Below are 17,482 nucleotides of genomic sequence, written 5' to 3'. Positions count from 1 at the left end.
CGGCGAGCAACGAAACAATTCGAGGAGGAGATTAGAATGGATCCATATTTGGGTGAAATCAGGCTGTTTGTCGGTACGTTTGCGCCAATGGACTGGGAGCTGTGCAATGGGAAGATACTCCAGATTTCGGAAAATGAAGCCCTATACAGTTTAATCGGGTCAGTCTACGGAGGGGACGGGAGAACGACGTTTGCTCTCCCTGATTTCCGGGGGAGGGTTCCCATTCATATGGGCAAGAGTGCAGAGGGAAGCACTTTTAGTTTGGGTGCTAATCGCGGTCAGGAAACCGTACAACTGACAGAGGCGCAGCTGCCTGCTCATACCCATATTGCACAAGCGCAGCAGTCCGCGGGTGAAGAGACATCGCCTGCAAATCACTTTTGGGCGGCGAGCACAAGCAAGCAATATTCAGAAGGACAAGCACCTAATGTCGCAATGAGTACAAACGCCTTATCCTCAGCAGGCGGCAACCAAAGCCACAACAATATGATGCCCTTCATGGCCTTGACCTATATTATTTGTACGAGAGGTCTTTACCCTGTCCAACCATAACTATTAAAGAGGAGGAGTACGTAATGGGAGATTGGTTTCTTGGCGAAATTCGATTGTTTTCAATCGGCTATGCCCCAGAAGGCTGGGCTCAATGCAATGGACAAATACTTCAGGTAAGAGAGTATCAAGCCTTATTCTCGGTTATTGGATATTCATTCGGGGGAGATGGAAAAAATACTTTTCAATTGCCGAATTTGCAGGGCAGAGCGGTCATAAATCCAACTGCAAATGCCGACATTCCTCTGTATACAACCGGAGGGTCCGAGACGCATACCTTGACGACGAATGAGATTCCAATGCATACCCACTCGGTGGGAGCCAGCTCCGTCACCGGCACAAAAGTTGCATCCTCAGCTAATGTATGGAGTGAAAGCAGCTTGAAACCTTTCAGCAAAACGGCTAGTAGCGCCATGTCGCACAATGCGGTCGGCGTAACGGGGGCGGGACAGGCTCATAACAATATGCAGCCCTATGCTGTCGCTAATTTCTGTATTGCGGTGATGGGAACTTTTCCACCGAAATCATAATAAGAAAGAGGGGGTTCTACATGGACGCTTTTCTTGGCGAAATACGCTTGTTTACTGGTAATTATGCTCCAAAGGGCTGGGCTTTCTGTCATGGCCAGCAGCTTTCTATATGGAAATATCAAGCGTTGTACTCCTTACTACAAGGTGCATTTGGCTCAGATTACAAAACGTACTTTACGCTGCCAGATTTGCGAGGGCTTGTGCCGATTCATCAAGGTGTAGGAACTGGTCTGACACCAAGGGCGCTCTATGCGAAGGGCGGCAGCAGCACGGAAAAGATTAGTGAAATGCAAATGCCTAATCACACCCATGTGCTCAATGCCCAGACCGCGGCAAATACAATGGATGCCGTCAATAGTATTTGGGCCAATCAACCGCGTGGCACTACGACGTATGCATATGGTGAAACTCCGGATGCAAACATGAACCCTCTTGCTCTACAGGCAAGCGGGGGCTCTCAGGCCCATAATAATATGCAGCCATTTGTAGCAATCAATTATATTATTTGCTTAGAAGAAGGCATCTATCCCGTTAAGGATTAAAGCAGTTTTGAAGAGTGGAATAACAAAAAAGAGGTCCGCACAACCGCGTTGGCGAATGTGCGGACCTCTTCTATTCGTAAGAAATGGCGCAATGAGAAAGGAGTGTCCTTTATGCCATCGTATGCGACAGCACGATCCCCCCGTAAGCGAAGGCGACGCAAATGACGATCGCCGGATGAATCTTCTTGCGTTCCATCGCCCAGTAGGCAACAGCTGCGATAGCTAATGTCTGCCAGAGGCCTGCTGATTGCACAGCTGTGCTTGTCATTTGCCAAGTGAGCAGCAGCATCATAATGGCGACGACGGGCTGCACGAGCAGTGTCATGCCTTTGACGATGGGAGACTGGCGATGCTTTTGCAGCAGCTTGAGCAAGTATATGAGCGCAACGGCAGAAGGGACAATCGTTGCTGCAAGCGCGATCACCATGCCAGGAATCCCGTATACATCATAGCCAACAAAAGCAGCGATTTTCGTAGCAATCGGGCCTGGGAGGGCATTGCCAAGCGCGAGTATGTTAGAAAATTCAGCATCGGTTGACCAGTGATAGCGGCTGACGATTTCATGATACATGAGCGGAATAGAAGCAGGTCCACCGCCATAGCCTAAAATATTTGCAATAAAAAAACCAATAATTAAGTCCAACCAATCCATATCGTCTGCTCCTTATGCGCTCGCGCTCGTATTGTTGCCTTTATCCCGCCGACTGTTTCTTCGCTTCTTCACCCATGCGGCAGCCTTGAAATGCATCGCCCCATAGAGAAGGAAGGCAGCAATGACAACCGCATCCTGAATATTCACAACCTGCAAAAGAAGAAAAGCGAGCGCACAGCTAATAAGGCCAGCCACCCAGCCCAGTCCCTTCACCGCGCGGTTGCCGAACTCATAAGCCATCACGCCAAGCATAACTGCAATCACAGGTATGACGGCAGCGATCATGCCCTGCACAACAGCGGAGCCGCTAAGAATTTGTACAGCGGACAGCAGGGCAATCATTGCGATAGCCGAAGGCAAAATATGAGCCAGCACAGCGGCGAGCGCGCCTAGCCAGCCTTGCAGCCGATAGCCGAGATAAGCGGCCATTTTGGTTGCAATCGGTCCAGGCAAAGCATTGGCCAGCGCCAATATTTCGCCAAACTCCTCATCGTTAATCCAATCATAGCGAGTTACAGCCTCATGTCGAATGAGAGGAATAACGGAGGGGCCGCCGCCAAAGCCGAAAATACCGGTTTTAAACATCGCCCAGGATAGCTGTCCATATGCCTTGCTGCTTGTTGTTGTCTCCATTGCTTACAGCCTCATTCCCATTCTACTTTTATAGCGATTAATTAAAACCTGACAATCCACACTCATGATGCCTGGCAGCGGGTACAATTTTTCTTTCAAAAAGAGCTCCATTTCCTGATTGCTGGTGAACAGGCCATGCATATGCAGCTTGCTGGGGCCTGTCATGTGATACAGACTGGTAACGACAGGCTCCTCGGATAAGCGATCGGCTACCTCATGCAGAAATTTGGGCTCTACCTCGACATTGAAAAAAGCTGACACCGTCACGCCAATTTTCTCCGGATTAATGACGGCTGTGAAGCGCTCGATGACGCCATGCTCCAGCAGGGTATTGATTCTAGCCTGCACCGCTACGCGTGATAGACCGATATCCTTGGCTAAATCGGTGTAAGATATTCTCCCGTTAACATGCAGGGCGGCGATGATTTTACGATCTATATCGTCAATGGCGTGCTCCGCTTGGGCGGGCGGTATTTTGGATTGCATGTGAAAAGCTCCTTTTGCTCTATTGAGCCGAAATATCAAAACGTATGTTATAAGTTTGATTAGATTACGATACGAATAAATATATAATCAAATACGTTCCTTATCAACATAAATTTTGCTGATGCAGCGCAAAAAGAATTTTCTAGTTGCCACTAGCCGAGCTGCCATGTTACTTTAATACTCATATAGAGTATGTCAGATAACTTGACTCAAAAGGATGAGATCGCATGAACAAGCCGATAACCGGCACGAAGGCCATGGTTGTAAGCCCGCATCATCTTGCTTCGGCAGCAGGGGCGCGAATATTAGAACAGGGTGGCAATGCCTTTGATGCTGCTATTGCGGTCAGCGCTTGTCTGGCTGTTGTCTACCCGCATATGACGGGACTCGGCGGCGACTCGTTTTGGCTCACTTACGCACAAAAGGAGCAGCAGGTGAGAGCCTATAATGCTAGCGGACGATCGGGCAGCCTCGCGACGCGCGGAGCTTATGCTGGCGAAGCTGCAATTCCAGTTCGCGGGCCGCGCAGCGCGATTACGGTTCCGGGCATGGTTGACGGCTGGCATGCCGTGCACAGCGGGTATGGACGTCTGCCTTTTGCGCAGGTGCTCGGCATTGCCATTGGTTATGCGGAGAACGGCTTTCCGATGTCGCCGGATCAATATGAAAATACGGTACAGCATGCGGACATGCTTGCGCAAACTCCTTCAACAGCGGCGGTATATTTGCCGCAGGGGCGCCCTGTGCAGGCGGGAGAGCGCTTTGTCCAGCGCGACCTCGCCGCGAGTCTGCGCGCGATTGCGGAGCAGGGGCGCGATGCTTTCTACAAAGGCGATATTGCGGAGCGTATCGTCCGCTATTTGGAAGGCGGCGGCGGGCTGCTGACCAAGGAGGATTTTGCCGAGCATTCGGGTGAGTGGGTAACGCCGCTCAAGGGCTTGTACCGCGGACATGTGGTGTATCAGGTACCGCCCAATTCGCAAGGCTTCGTGGCACTAATGGCACTGCAAATGCTGGAGAGCTATGATCTGAAAAGCTATGGACATGGCTCTTATGCCTATTACCATCTCATGATTGAGGCGCTTAAGCTAGGCTTCCGCGACCGCAATTTATATTTGACAGACCCTGCTTTTGCGGAAATTCCGCTTGAGCGTCTGCTGAGTCCTGCCTATGCAGCGGAGCTTGCAGCTTCTATTAAGCTGGATGAGGCCTGCTCTATTGATACGAAGCCTGTCGGCAATGATACGGCCTATGCGGCGGTTGTGGATGAAGAGGGCAACGCGGTTTCCTTCATTCAAAGCCTATATTTTGAGTTTGGCTCAGGCGTTGTAGCGGGGGATACCGGCATTTTGCTGCAAAATAGAGGCTCCTTCTTCTCGCTTGATCCTCAGCATGTGAATCGTTTGGAGCCGCGCAAGCGGACCTTCCATACGCTAATGCCTGCTATGGCGTGCCTGAATGGCAAGCCAAGCCATCTGTTCGGCACGCAGGGTGGCGAAGGGCAGCCACAGACGCAGGTGGCCATCCTGACACGGATGATTGATTTTGGCATGAATCCGCAGCAGGCGGTGAATGAGCCGCGCTGGGTGTGGGGACGCACATGGGGGGCGCAGACGCAGGAGCTGAAAGTGGAGAGCCGCATGTCGGGTGAGGTTATTGCACAGCTTGAGCAAGCTGGGCATGATGTGCGCTGTATGAAGGCGTTCGACGGTATTATGGGTCACGCTCATGCCATTGCGATTAGTCCTAACGGCATCATCAGCGGCGGAGCTGATCCGCGCAGCGATGGCGCGGCTATCGGCTGGTAGCCCAAGTAGCATGGCAGTCTGGTAGGCGAAGGCGGCGCGAATCGGAAGGCTAGAACAACGGCGGAACAGGAGAGACAGCAATTATGCGGGATAAAATAAACGATACCTTTCATGCTTTTATAAACCCGGAGCTTAAGCTTCCAGCAACTCATACGGGCAAGCTTAATGGCCTTCGATTTGCGGTTAAGGATGTATTCGCAATACGAGGACATGCCAGCAGCGCGGGCAATCCCGATTGGCTGCGTACGCATGCAGCGGCGGAGCTTACCGCCTCTTCGATTGAACGGCTGCTTGCCGCAGGAGCGGCTTTGAGCGGGGCGGCGCATACCGATGAGCTGATGTACAGCATCAATGGGCAAAACGCCCATTACGGCACGCCGATTAATCCGGCCGCGCCAGACCGTATTCCAGGCGGCTCGTCCAGCGGCTCCGCCGTAGCCGTTGCAGCGGGGGCGGTGGACTTTGCGCTCGGTACGGATACGGGTGGTTCAGTCCGCGTTCCCTCTGCTTATTGCGGCGTATACGGCTTTAGGCCAACTCATGGCGCAGTTTCAATGGATGGCGTCATTCCCTTGGCCCCGAGCTTTGATACGGTAGGCTGGATGACGCAAGGCAGCGCGTTGCTGCTGAAGATTGGCGAGCTGCTGCTCGATAATGGCGCAGCAGGAGAAGAGGAAGAGCAGCTTGGAGCTAAGGCGGACGTGGAAGTCGTGGAAGTCTTGGAGGCAAGCGTGCAGGAAGCTGGAGCTTCGAGCGCGAGTAAGGAGGTAATGGGGGATACAGTAACGTTCAGCCGCTTGCTTATTGCCGAAGATGCATGGAGCAGGGCGGAATCTGCCAGCGAGCTAGAGCTGAGAGAGCTCGTTGCCAAGCTGGGGCAAGCGGTAGGCAATACCGAGCGGCTGACGCTTGCGCCAGAAGGACTGGATCAGTGGCTGGAAGTATTCCGCATCCTTCAAGGGCTGGAAATTTGGCAGACGCATGGTGAGTGGATTACGCGAGAGCAGCCTGTATTTGGCCCAGGAATAGCCGAACGCTTTCGCTGGGCGAGCACTTTACGCAAGGCGGACGGCGAGGAGAAGGCAGAGGAGAGGCGGCGCATCCGTTCCAAGCTGCGCGAGCTGCTAGGTACGGATAGCCTGCTGCTCCTCCCAACTATTCCGGGCACGGCGCCGGATCGCAACATTAGCGGGGAAGCGGCAGACAAGCAGCGGGCTTTAACGATGCAGCTTTGCTGCATAGCTGGATTGTCGGGTTTGCCGCAGGTGACGCTTCCCGTTGGCGAGGTAGATGGTGCCCCCATCGGTCTATCCATCATTGCAGGAGCAGGACAGGATTTGAAGCTGCTGCGATGGATAGAGCAGCATGCGGATTTATGGAAGCGAAGCAAGCGGGAAGAAAGCGCAACAGAAGGGGAGGCATCCATATAAATGAAGCTGGCAACGATTCTTTACGAGGGCATCGAGCAGGTGTGCATTCACAGAGATAATCGCTATGTGCGCCTCCATACGATTAATCAGTTGGAGGATACGCAGCCGCAGTGGCCCATCCACATGTTCGAGCTGCTGCAAGAGGGGCGGCTCGATGCGTTGACCGGATGGTACAACGAGGGCGGTGGCGATAAGCTGGCGCAATTGGAGTCGGTGCCGAGCGAAGCAATTGCGGCTGCACCGTTGTATCGCCACCCGAGAAAAATTTGGGGCATAGGCATGAACTATGTGAAGCAAGCGGAGGAGCGGGAGGCCTTATTTGCAGAAGCCGATCCCGTTAGCTTTATGAAGCCGGATACGTCGCTTATCGGTCCGAACAGGGCGATTGAGCTGCCTGCCCAGCAAACGGAGCATGTGACAGCAGAAGCTGAGCTGGCGATAATTATCGGGCGTACTTGCAAAAATATTCCCGAAGCCGAGGCGCTGGAATACGCAGCGGGCTTTGCCGTCTCCGTTGATGTAACGGCTGCGGATATTCATGCCAAGCACCAGCGTTTTCTGACGCGGGCCAAAAGCTTCGACACCTTTTTTGGCTTCGGCTCGGAGCTGATTACGCGTGATGAAATCAAGGACTTGTCCCAACTGGCAGTGGAAACCTGGCATAATGGCGAGCTTGCCCATCGCAATGTGCTGGCTAATATGATTTACCAGCCGGCGCATCTTATCGCCTTCCATTCGCAGGTGATGACGCTGCTGCCCGGCGACGTCATTTTGACAGGGACGCCTGGCGCAGTCGTCATTCGCGATGGCGACGTCATCGAGGCGCGCATTCCCGGCTTTGAGCCGCTGGTTCATCCGGTTAAGGCAAGCGCGCCGCTCTTTTCACCCGCCTAGCTTGATCTGGCTTTAGCCCCATTTGGGCTGAATAGGCTTTGCCTCTCCTCAAAACCCAAGCCGAGCGGCTGCTTGGGTTTTCTTTTTTACGTACAACTGCCCCCCTCCGGCCCTTCTCCGCAAGCTCCTGCAACTTTCAGCAAACCCTCAATTTCAGCTAAGATTTACTTAACCTTCATCATTTAGCCTTAAGACTGGAGTTAAAATCTGGTTTGAAGGAGGATGAATGGAAGCGATGAATTTGAAAAACATGTGGAAGAAGGTCGCGGTTACGGCTTTGTCATTGACCATTGCGGTTTCAGGCATTGGAGCAATGGGCAGCAAGGCAACGGTATATGCCGCCGAGGCGGGAATCGCGCAGAAGTATGAGTCTCTTTTCGAAGGGGACAAGATCATTAATGTGAACGTAACGATAGCCGATGACGACTGGGAAAGCATACTCGCAAGCCCGCTAGATAAGGATTATAAGAAGGTAACGGTAGATGTGGACGGCAATGTGCTGAGCAATGTGGGATTTTCCACTAAAGGCAATTTGACCTTGAAGGCCGTAGCCAGCATGACGGATTCCGACCGCTATAGCTTTCGCTTGAAATTCGACAAATACGATAAGGAACAAACGCTGCTTGGGCTGGACAAAATGGTGCTGAACAACAGCTACGCAGATCCTTCTTTTTTACGTGAATATTTGCATTATGAAGCTTTGCGCTCCATTGGGCTGGATGCCCCGTTGACGGTATTTACGAATCTGTACATTAATGGTGAATTGTACGGCTTCTATATTGGTGTTGAGGCCATTGACGACAGCTATATGGAAAGAAATTACGGCGAAGATTACAACGATGGCGTACTCTACGATACCGATGAGAAAAGCTATCTGCAATATGAGGAAGACGGCGAATATGAGACGCTGACCTATGAGCTCGGCACAGAGGATGACAAAGCATCATTGAAAAATTTTATTAGCGTGCTGAACGACATGCCTGCTGGCGAAAAAGGGGACATCGAGGACGTTCTTGATGTAGACTCGGCTTTAAAATACATTGCGGGCAACGCCGTCTTAGGCAACTACGACAGCTATAATGGCGATAAGGGCCATAACTATATGCTGTATGGCGATGCAGATGGAAAATTCAGCGTCCTGCCATGGGATTTCAATATGTCGTTTAACGGCTACTCAGGTGGCGGCGGCGGTCGCAATACGGCAGCAGCGGGAACTACGACATCTACAACAACGACATCTACAACAACGACAGTCACGAATACAAATGCAACAACCGCTTCGGTTGATGTGCCCGTAATGGGTATCAGCTTGGACAGTGTTCCAATGATCGGAAACCTGCTGGAGGTGCCGGAATATAAGGCGAAATATTTGACCTATGTAAATGAGCTGGTGGACTATCTGGGCGGAATTGAGAATCGCATTACCGAGCTGGCTGCTATTATTCGGCCAAGCGTAACAGCTGATCCGACCAAATTTTATACGGTAGAGCAATTCGAATCGAATGTAGCTTATTCCGCTACAGGCGATGCAGCTGGCGGCATGCAGGGCGGCGGAGCAATGGAAGGCATGACACCTCCTGATGATGCGGGCATGACACCGCCGACGATGCCGGATGGCACGAGTGCAGCGAGGCCGGACAATGCCGGAGCGGCGACAGGCAGTACCAGTGATACAACTTCCACAGGCACTGCTGGGCAAGTTCCAGGTCAAGGAGGAGGCCAAGGGCAAGGCGGTCAAGGCGGTCAAGGAATGAGGACGATGGCAGCGGGGTCTCTGATGACTTTTGCGCTCAATAGATTAGCGAGCTTGCAAGAGCAGCTAGGGCTGGCGGTAACGCCATTGCCTGCGACGACTGCGACAACGACGCCAGCCACAGCTGCGGGAGCTATATCTGTCCTGTTGAACGGCAGCAAAGTGAGCTTTGATAATCAGGAGCCGGTTAATCAGTCGGGGCGAGTGCTCGTTCCGCTGCGCGGCATCTTTGAAGCCTTTGGCGCTGAGGTGAAATGGGATGCGGCAACGAAAAAAATTACAGCGGTCAAGGATGACCGCACGGTAACGCTCACCATTGGCAGCACGACGGCCTATGTGAATGGAACGGCGGTGACGCTCGATGTTCCCGCTTCGGTAGTGAATGGCAGGACGCTCGTGCCAGTAAGATTCATCTCCGAAGGATTGGACATGGATGCGGCATGGGATGCAGCAACCGCGACGGTGAGAATTGCGAGCAAGTCATAGCAAAAGGCTTTTCAACAATTCAAGCACTGAGCACATCGTTTTATAAAAAACAAAGAAACCGATACTCTCTTTCTGAAAAAGAGGAATCGGTTTCTTTGTTTGCGAGCTATTTCTCGAATACACGCTCTGGTGTTGTGTTCCTTATATAAGGTCCTTTATGCCATCTCATCCCGAATTGACTCAATCAAGCCCTTCAGCTTGTTCGCCGACTTCTGGAACAGCGCCGTTTCCTCGTCCGACAGCTTCAGCTCCAGAACGTTGCGGATGCCGTTGCGGTCAACGACGCATGGCACGCCGATGTACACATCGGATACGCCGAGGTAGTTGTCGAGCAGGGTCGATACGTTCAGCACAGCGCCTTCATCCTGCAAAATAGCGGTGCAGATGCGGTCAAGCGCCAAAGCGATGGCATAATACGTAGCGCCTTTGGCTTCGATGATTTGGTAAGCGGCATCGCGTGTACCGGTGAAAATCCGGTTCTTCTGCTCGTCGTTCAGCTCAAGCTCCGTACCTGCGACGTTCGACAAGCTCCATACTGGCAGCTCGGAATCGCCATGCTCTCCAATAATCGGCGCGTGAACGCTGCGCGGATCAATATTAAGCTCTTCGCCAATCAGATAGCGGAAGCGTGCACTGTCGAGCAGTGTACCCGAACCGATGACGCGATTAACGGGCCAGCGCGATTTACGCAGGGAGAAGTAGCTCATGACATCTACCGGGTTTGAGGCGATTAGCAGAATGCCATCGTCATTATATTTTAAGACCTCGTCAATAATTTGATCAAAAATCGCAACGTTGCGCTTCAGCAGCTGAATACGCTCTTCGCCGGGACGCTGCGCGACGCCTGCTGTAATAATAATAATATCTGCGCCTTTGCAGTCCTCGTAAGTGCCCGCCCATACCTTCGTGCCGCCAAGGAACGGCATGCCGTGGTTCATGTCGAGTGCGTCGCCGATTGCTTTTTTCTCATTGGCATCAATAAGCACCAGCTCATCCATGCGATTGCGAAGCAGAAGCGTGTAAGCGGTTGTCGAGCCTACAGCCCCAGCGCCAATGACAACAATTCTTGATTTTTTCATATCCGATCTCTCCCTGTCTAGTGATATAGCTGCTTCCTAATTCTGCTCTGCGGTTAATCGTGCAATTTCTCTTGTGCTTGTTCTTGTGCGTGCTCCTCTTTGTCGAAATAAGGCTTGTTCACGAAATAATACATATATGCCATTAAAACGCCGCCGCCAATCAAATTGCCGAGTGTGACAGGCACGAGATTGTGAATGACGCCGCCGTAAGTAATCGTGTCGGGATGGTCGACGACTAGTGCGATGGCGAAGGTGCACATGTTGGCAATGCTATGCTCATAGCCCGAAATAAAGAAGCAGAAGACGAACAGCATCATCGAAAACATTTTTGCCCCGTCATGCTTCATGCCCATTGGAATAAAGAAGGCAAGACAGACAAGCCAGTTACATAAAATCGCCCGGAAAAACAGCTCCCACGACGATGTATGCATTTTCGCTTCGACGACGCTGAGCAGGAACGTATTGACCTTCCCGCTGTCGAACAGTCCAGTTGTCATAATGAGCAGGGCGAATACGGCTGCTCCGAGCATGTTGCCGCCGTAGCTTGTCAGCCACATTTTGATAACTTCTGTCCATTTGAGCTTGCGCCGCAGTGCGGTAAAGGAATAATAAAACGTATTGCCGGTAAACAAGTCGCCGCCACCGTATGCGATGAGAATAATAGCAGCACCGAACGTAAGCGCGGCCATCGGATAAGCGAGTGGAGAATGCTCGGCGTAAAAAAAGTTGCCCGTCTTGAAGGCGACGATTACCCCAAAGCCGATGAACATGCTGGCGAGCATGGACCTGGAAATATAGCGAATATAGCTTTGCTTAAAAATCATATGCTTCTTCTGTGCGAGCTGCTCGACTTTGCGCAGCGCTTCTGTTTCCATGAGCCATCACTCCTCTTGCTGCTTACTGAGGTTAGAATAACACAGGAAGGCGCAATTGATTGTGACATTCATCACAGGATAAGGCGCAAATTGTTACAGAATAAGGGATTCCCGGCGGGCTGGGCAACTACTGAGCTAATGATTATTCCTGTAATGCCAAATATTAGGTATTATTCTAATAGATGCAAACGGAGGTGCACATCTATTTGCATATAAGGAAGTGGCATTAACGGATGAGAGGCTTTACCACAACCCAATTAAATGGAATAAAGGAGAGTTTATTCAATGAAAAAATGGATTGGTGCTCTATTATCTTTGGCCCTTATTATTGCAATTGCTGGTGTACAGCCTGCTCCTGTAGCGGCGGCAGAAGTTGTAAACGCTACCATTATTGTTCCTAAAAATACAACCTTCGATGGCCAAAACAAAGTTTTTGTCGCGAACCCAAGCACGCTAGGTGATGGCAGCCAAGCGGAAAATCAAAAGCCAGTATTTCGTCTGGAGGCAGGCGCAACGCTGAAAAATGTTATTATCGGCGCACCGGCTGCTGACGGCGTTCACTGCTATGGCAACTGCAACATTGAGAATGTAACTTGGCAGGATGTAGGCGAGGACGCTCTGACTCTCAAGTCCTCCGGCACGGTTAATATTACAGGAGGCGGGGCATATAAAGCCTATGACAAGGTGTTTCAAATAAATGCAGCCGGCACCATCAATATTAAAAATTTCAAAGCCAATGACATCGGCAAGCTCGTTCGTCAAAATGGCGGCACAACCTTTACCGTTACCATGAACCTATCAAATAGTGATATTTCCAAGGTGAAGGATTCGATTTTCCGCACCGACAGCAGCTCGACAACGGGCAAAATTACGAATACACGTTATTCCAACGTGCCAACGCTCTTCAAAGGTTTTGCTTCCGGCAAAACCAGCCAATCTGGAAACACGGCTTATTAGGAACTCCTTTCAGTTGGAACGCTGAGGCAGTCTGATTAAGGCTGCTTCGACGCTCCATCAGCTCGAAAAGAGGACTGCCCCCCCGTAAGTAAGCCTGTTTATACATCTTCAACAGGGTCTGTGCCGAGATTTGGCGGCATGGGCTCTGTTTCCCGTTTTGCGACCATTTACATATCTATATTTTCCCATAACTTCAGTCATTTATTGACATCATATGCCCATGCTTCACCCTCTTTCCAGAAAACTTGAAAACGAATATGATAAATAGCATATTTAAGGAATCAGGTCATTGCGGCTGCTCGGCCGCGAAGTTAAATAGCGGAGGGATAAACGATGTATAAAGTGCTGTTGGTGGATGATGAAGAGGAGACGCGCAGCGGACTGCTGGAGGAAATTGCATGGGCGCGCCATGGCTTTGAAATCGTAGATACGGCAGCGAACGGTCGGGAAGCGATGGAGCTGATCGAGCGTTTGGAGCCGGACATCGTAGTGACGGATATTAGCATGCCGTATATGAATGGCTTGGAGCTGGCGGAATGGACGAGGAAGACGTATCCGCTGACGCGCATCGTTATTTTTTCCGGCTATGATGAATTTGAATATGCCCAGCAGGCGATCGGCCTGCAGGTGGATGAATATATTTTAAAGCCCTTTTCCGCGCAGCAACTGCTTGAGGTCATGGACAAGGTGAAGGAGCGGCTAGATGATGAGCGTGAGAAGCGGGAAAATATGCAGCTGCTTGAGGAGCATTACCGTACAAGCCTGCCGGTCGTAAAAGAGCTGTTCCTGTCGTCACTGCTCTCCCGCAAGCTTCCGCTGCGGCATATTGAGGAGAAGGCAGCGAAATATGAGCTCGATTTGGCGGGGGAGGCTTACATTGTGTCTGTGCTGCACACACCTATTTTGGAAGCGCTACCCGGTATTCCGCTGCGGACAGCTGAAAGCTCGCTTGCAGCCTCCAGCGATCTCGACCTCAAGCTGTTTGCTCTTCGCAATGTGGCGGAGGAGGTATGGGGCAGGCTCGGGCTGGGCAAAGTTTTTCTGCATCAAGATCAGGTGGCGCTGCTTGCAGTTGGGCGAGGAGGTGACGCCCCGGAGCTAATGGAGCGGACGCTGGGCGGACTCGCTGAAATGCTGCAAAATATTCGGAAATACTTGCGTTTTCCAGTGACCATTGGGGTCAGCTCGACATTGCCGGATGTCGCGCAGCTGAAGCAGGGCTACGGGGAGGCGCAGCAGGCACTGGATTATCATAATTTGGTGGGCAGCAACCGGATCATTTGCATTGATGATGTGGAAACGCGCTACGTTGAGGAACTGCAATTCGATGAGCTCAAGGAGCAGGCGCTCGTTCGGTGCTTACGGGTAGGCACGCATGAGGAGCTGGAGCAGATGGTGGCTGCGCTTTTTGATGAGATTGAAGGCGTTCATGCCGCTTATCGGGAGTATCAGCTGTACATGCTGGAGATGATGACTGCGATTATGAAGCTTGTGAAGGAGGCAGGGCTGAATCTGTATGAAGTCATGGGCTACGAGCTGCAAATTTATGCGGAGCTGGAGCAGCTTAGCGGGCTTGAGGAGACGAGAGCTTGGTATATGTCGCTCTGCGAGAAAATCCGCCATCATATCGCGAGCCGCAGACAAAGCTCCTACAAGCAGCTGGTTGAGGAAGCGGTGCGCTACACGAAGGCGAACTTCCATGACAGCGAGCTGTCGATTGCCCGGCTGTGCAGCCATCTGCATATTAGCGCGGGCTATTTCAGCAGCCTGTTCAAGAAGGAGGTGAAGCTGACGTTCGGCGGGTATTTGCTTCAGCTGCGGATGGAGGCGGCGAAGGAACTGCTGCGGGCAACGGAGCTAAAGACGTTCGAAATTGCCGAGAAGGTCGGCTTCTCGGACCCGAATTATTTTTCCCTATGCTTTAAGAAAAATGTCGGCGTCTCCGCCAAGGATTATCGCAATCAGGCGATGAATACGGAAGCGCCATGAGAAAGCGCAGTATTCAGTTTCTCATTTCAGTGGCGCTGTCCGTGTTTTCGGCGGCGGCAATTATAATGGTCAGCGTGCTGCTGTACAACAAGTTCTCACAGACCGCAGAGACAAATGCGCTGCGCAATACCCAGCAGGTCGTCGATCAGGTCAGCTACAATTTGGAGGATTATATCCAAGGCATGTCGGAAATATACGGCGTTATTCACGATACGATCAGCCGCAGCGGCGATGTGAACGAAGAGGAGCTGCGCAGCCAGCTGAATACGATTATCGGCATTAGGGGAGAAATTGTGTCGCTGGCGGTCATTGGGCATAATGGCGAGGTGATGATGAGTATTCCAGGCGTTGCGCTTAAGGAAAATCTGAGCTTATACAATCAGCGCTGGTTCCAAAGCGCCCTGCAAACGCCGAATCATCTCAGCTACTCGCTGCCGCATGTGCAGAATATGTACAAAATGCAGTACAAATGGGTCGTATCGCTTAGCAAGGGCATTACCGTAGCGCGGAGCGGGAAAAAGGAGCATGGCGTGCTGCTGCTGGACGTCAACTTTAACAAAATCAATCAGCTGTCCTCGCGGGTCGTGTTAGGGAAGAAGGGCTACGTCTACATTGTGGATGATAGCGCGGGCAATATGGTGTATCATCCGCAGCAGCAGCTCATCTATGCCGGTCTGAAAAGCGAAAATGTCGAGCAGGCGCTGAAATATACGTTTGGCAGCTTTCATGACGAATCTGGGGACGAGGATAAAATGATTACGGTGCAGACGATCGGCAACATCGGCTGGAAGGTGGTCGGGGTGTCCTTCACCGACGAAATGATTACGACAAAGCGCGAGCTAAACGATTATTTGCTGAATCTGCTGCTGCTTTTGCTCGTATTCGTCATTGCAATGTCGTGGCTCATCTCGCGTATTATCGCCCGTCCGATTCGGCAACTGGAGAAGTCGATGAAAAATGTCGAGCGCGGCGACTTCCATACAATGACCGCCATTCGTGGGCCGTTGGAGGTGGAGCGGCTATCGAGACGCTTTAATCTCATGGTTGTGCGAATCCGCGAGCTGATGCGACAAATCGTTGTGGAGCAGGAGGCGAAGCGCAAATATGAGTTTGAGGCGCTGCAATCGCAAATTAATCCGCATTTTCTATACAATACGCTCAATACAGTCGTGCGCATGGTTGGAATGAATCGCAATGAGGAGGTGGTGACGACGATTACCTCCTTGTCCAAGCTGTTTCGCATCAGCCTTAGCAAAGGCAAGCCGATGATTCCACTGGCGAGCGAGCTGGAGCATGCAAGGAACTACCTGATCATTCAGAATATCCGCTTCAAAAATAAATTCGATTATTTGTTTGATGTCGAAGAGGCGGCGTTACCTAGCTTGTCGCTCAAGCTGATTTTGCAGCCGCTGTTGGAAAATGCTATTATGCACGGCATTGAGCCGTCCGTCGATAAAGGATTGATTACGGTGCGGGCATGGATCGAAGCCGGACAGGTTTGCCTGCAAGTTAGCGACAACGGGCTCGGGATGAGTGACGAGCAGCTGGCTGCGCTGCTCACCGGAGAGGCTGACGGAGCAGCCAAGCCTAGTCCTGCATCCAGCGTGGCATCCGGCGCGGGCTCCGGCGTTGGTGTACGCAACGTGCATGAGCGTATTCGGTTATTTTACGGCGATCCGTATGGCCTGCAATTTGAGAGCGAGCTGGAGGAGGGGACGACGGTGACGATCCGTTTTCCATTCAAGCCGGCAGATGCTGAGACGGAAGGGAAGGGGGAGGAAGGATGAGCGTAATCCGCAGGCTGCGAAGGCCCGCAATGCTGTGCATTGCGGCTATGACTGCTGCGCTGCTGCTGGGCTCTTGCACGCTGCATCGGGCAGAGGACAGCGCCATTCAGCGTGAAAATATCGACATCAGCCTGCTGCTCAAGCGACTGGACGGCGACTACTGGAACTCCGTCGTCATGGGCGCCGAAGCTGCATCGAAGGAGTTTGATGTGACGCTGCATATATCGGCTCCCGAGAAGCTGGGCAGCCCGGAGCAGCAGCTTGAGACGGTGAAGCTGGCTATGGTGCATCATCCCGACGCAGTCGTGTTCGCAGCAGGCAATGATGAGGTCATTGCGGGTATTGTGAAGGCGGGGGGAGCGGCGAGACTGCCTCTGGTTGCCATTGATACGGAGAGCGATGTGGGCGGCATTAGCTCCAGCATTACGATTGACCATTATCAGGCAGGACGCGCGGCTGCGCTCAAAATGGTGGGGCTGCTTGCTGGTAAGGGAAGCGTAGCTCTGTTGACAGATGGCTCGGATGATAACAATCAGAAGCGCCGCGAGGCGGGCATTCGGGAGGTGCTGGCTGAGGAGAGCGGGATAACGGTAATCGGCAGCGAGCCCTGCTTGGAGCGGTATAAAGACTGCCGAAGCGTTGTCAGCACTTTGCTGAACAAGCAGCAGGTGGATGGTATATTGGCGCTTAATGTGCAGGCGGCTGTTGCTGCCGCGCTGGAAATCAAGCAGCAGGGACTTGGCGGCGGTAAAGTGAAAATTATCGCCTTCGACAGCTCGATGGAGCTGCTTGAACTGCTTCAGGAGGACCAGTTGCAGGCGGTTTTAGTACAAAATCCATTCAGCATTGGCTATCTCGGCATCAAAAATGCCGTGCTGGCGCTCAGAGGGGAGAAAGTGCCGCCTCACGTTGTAATGGAGATCAAGCTGATCAATGGCGACAATTTATTTTGGCCTGAAAATCAGCGGCTACTGTTTCCCTTTATTCAGAAGTAAGGAGGATTTTAATAAAAATGATGAGGATTTTACATTC

Annotated in this window: 16 protein-coding genes; 11 read left to right on the top strand and 5 right to left on the bottom strand. The window is 51.9% G+C overall.

Annotated elements, in window-relative coordinates; translation table 11 throughout:
• The first annotated feature begins 36 nt into the window (after nt 1–36).
• From V5J77_RS25260 to V5J77_RS25250, 3 genes are read left to right on the top strand one after another with little or no spacing between them, the layout of a single operon-like run.
• The gene (locus V5J77_RS25260; protein ID WP_338553543.1) at nt 37–552 is read left to right on the top strand and encodes a tail fiber protein; all 516 of its coding nucleotides are present in this window, start codon (nt 37–39) and stop codon (nt 550–552) included.
• 23 nt (nt 553–575) lie between these two features.
• Nucleotides 576–1,079, top strand: coding sequence for a tail fiber protein (locus V5J77_RS25255; RefSeq protein ID WP_338553542.1), 504 nt, complete (start codon nt 576–578; stop codon nt 1,077–1,079).
• A gap of 20 nt (nt 1,080–1,099) precedes the next feature.
• Nucleotides 1,100–1,621 carry a tail fiber protein gene (locus V5J77_RS25250; protein WP_338553541.1) on the top strand — a complete coding sequence of 174 codons (522 nt, stop codon included), beginning with the start codon at nt 1,100–1,102 and terminating at the stop codon, nt 1,619–1,621.
• A gap of 109 nt (nt 1,622–1,730) precedes the next feature.
• Here the strand turns inward: V5J77_RS25250 and V5J77_RS25245 are convergent, their stop codons facing one another.
• The 3 genes from V5J77_RS25245 to V5J77_RS25235 are packed head-to-tail and all read right to left on the bottom strand — an operon-like array spanning nt 1,731 to nt 3,392.
• Nucleotides 1,731–2,273, bottom strand: coding sequence for a chromate transporter (locus V5J77_RS25245; protein WP_338553540.1), 543 nt, complete (start codon nt 2,271–2,273; stop codon nt 1,731–1,733).
• Nucleotides 2,274–2,285: 12 nt separating this feature from the next.
• Nucleotides 2,286–2,906: a chromate transporter gene (locus V5J77_RS25240; protein ID WP_338553539.1), complete on the bottom strand. Its 621-nt coding sequence runs from the start codon at nt 2,904–2,906 to the stop codon at nt 2,286–2,288.
• A gap of 3 nt (nt 2,907–2,909) precedes the next feature.
• A complete protein-coding gene (locus V5J77_RS25235; protein ID WP_338553538.1) occupies nt 2,910–3,392 on the bottom strand; it encodes an Lrp/AsnC family transcriptional regulator in 483 nt (160 codons plus the stop codon).
• A gap of 227 nt (nt 3,393–3,619) precedes the next feature.
• Between V5J77_RS25235 and ggt the strand changes: the two genes are divergently transcribed.
• The 4 genes from ggt to V5J77_RS25215 all read left to right on the top strand — a co-directional run bounded on the left by ggt (nt 3,620) and on the right by V5J77_RS25215 (nt 9,763).
• The gene (gene ggt / locus V5J77_RS25230; protein WP_338553537.1) at nt 3,620–5,200 is read left to right on the top strand and encodes a gamma-glutamyltransferase; all 1,581 of its coding nucleotides are present in this window, start codon (nt 3,620–3,622) and stop codon (nt 5,198–5,200) included.
• A gap of 83 nt (nt 5,201–5,283) precedes the next feature.
• On the top strand, nt 5,284–6,630 hold the full coding sequence (locus tag V5J77_RS25225) for an amidase family protein (RefSeq protein ID WP_338553536.1): 1,347 nt from the start codon (nt 5,284–5,286) through the stop codon (nt 6,628–6,630).
• Entirely contained in the window at nt 6,631–7,524 is an 894-nt protein-coding gene (locus V5J77_RS25220) for a fumarylacetoacetate hydrolase family protein (protein WP_338553535.1), read from the top strand. It begins immediately after the preceding gene.
• A gap of 235 nt (nt 7,525–7,759) precedes the next feature.
• On the top strand, nt 7,760–9,763 hold the full coding sequence (locus tag V5J77_RS25215) for a CotH kinase family protein (RefSeq protein WP_338553534.1): 2,004 nt from the start codon (nt 7,760–7,762) through the stop codon (nt 9,761–9,763).
• A gap of 155 nt (nt 9,764–9,918) precedes the next feature.
• Here V5J77_RS25215 and V5J77_RS25210 read toward each other — a convergent pair whose 3' ends face one another.
• Complete coding sequence (locus V5J77_RS25210) at nt 9,919–10,842, bottom strand: L-lactate dehydrogenase (protein ID WP_338553533.1); 924 nt, start codon at nt 10,840–10,842, stop codon at nt 9,919–9,921.
• Nucleotides 10,843–10,895: 53 nt separating this feature from the next.
• The gene (locus V5J77_RS25205) at nt 10,896–11,717 is read right to left on the bottom strand and encodes a formate/nitrite transporter family protein (RefSeq protein WP_338553532.1); all 822 of its coding nucleotides are present in this window, start codon (nt 11,715–11,717) and stop codon (nt 10,896–10,898) included.
• Between the two features lie 285 nt (nt 11,718–12,002).
• Between V5J77_RS25205 and V5J77_RS25200 the strand changes: the two genes are divergently transcribed.
• From V5J77_RS25200 to V5J77_RS25185, 4 genes are all read left to right on the top strand, one after another.
• A complete protein-coding gene (locus V5J77_RS25200; protein ID WP_338553531.1) occupies nt 12,003–12,674 on the top strand; it encodes a pectate lyase in 672 nt (223 codons plus the stop codon).
• Nucleotides 12,675–13,007: 333 nt separating this feature from the next.
• On the top strand, nt 13,008–14,663 hold the full coding sequence (locus V5J77_RS25195) for a response regulator (RefSeq protein WP_338553530.1): 1,656 nt from the start codon (nt 13,008–13,010) through the stop codon (nt 14,661–14,663).
• A complete protein-coding gene (locus tag V5J77_RS25190; protein ID WP_338553529.1) occupies nt 14,660–16,450 on the top strand; it encodes a sensor histidine kinase in 1,791 nt (596 codons plus the stop codon). The genes V5J77_RS25195 and V5J77_RS25190 overlap by 4 nt, the downstream gene beginning before the upstream one ends.
• On the top strand, nt 16,447–17,445 hold the full coding sequence (locus tag V5J77_RS25185; RefSeq protein WP_338553528.1) for a substrate-binding domain-containing protein: 999 nt from the start codon (nt 16,447–16,449) through the stop codon (nt 17,443–17,445). Before V5J77_RS25190 ends, V5J77_RS25185 begins: the two co-directional genes overlap by 4 nt.
• The last annotated feature ends 37 nt before the right edge of the window (nt 17,446–17,482 follow it).

The organism is Paenibacillus sp. KS-LC4 (assembly GCF_036894955.1).
Classification (GTDB): Bacteria; Bacillota; Bacilli; order Paenibacillales; family Paenibacillaceae; genus Pristimantibacillus.
This window is presented reverse-complemented; position numbering and strand designations above follow the sequence as displayed.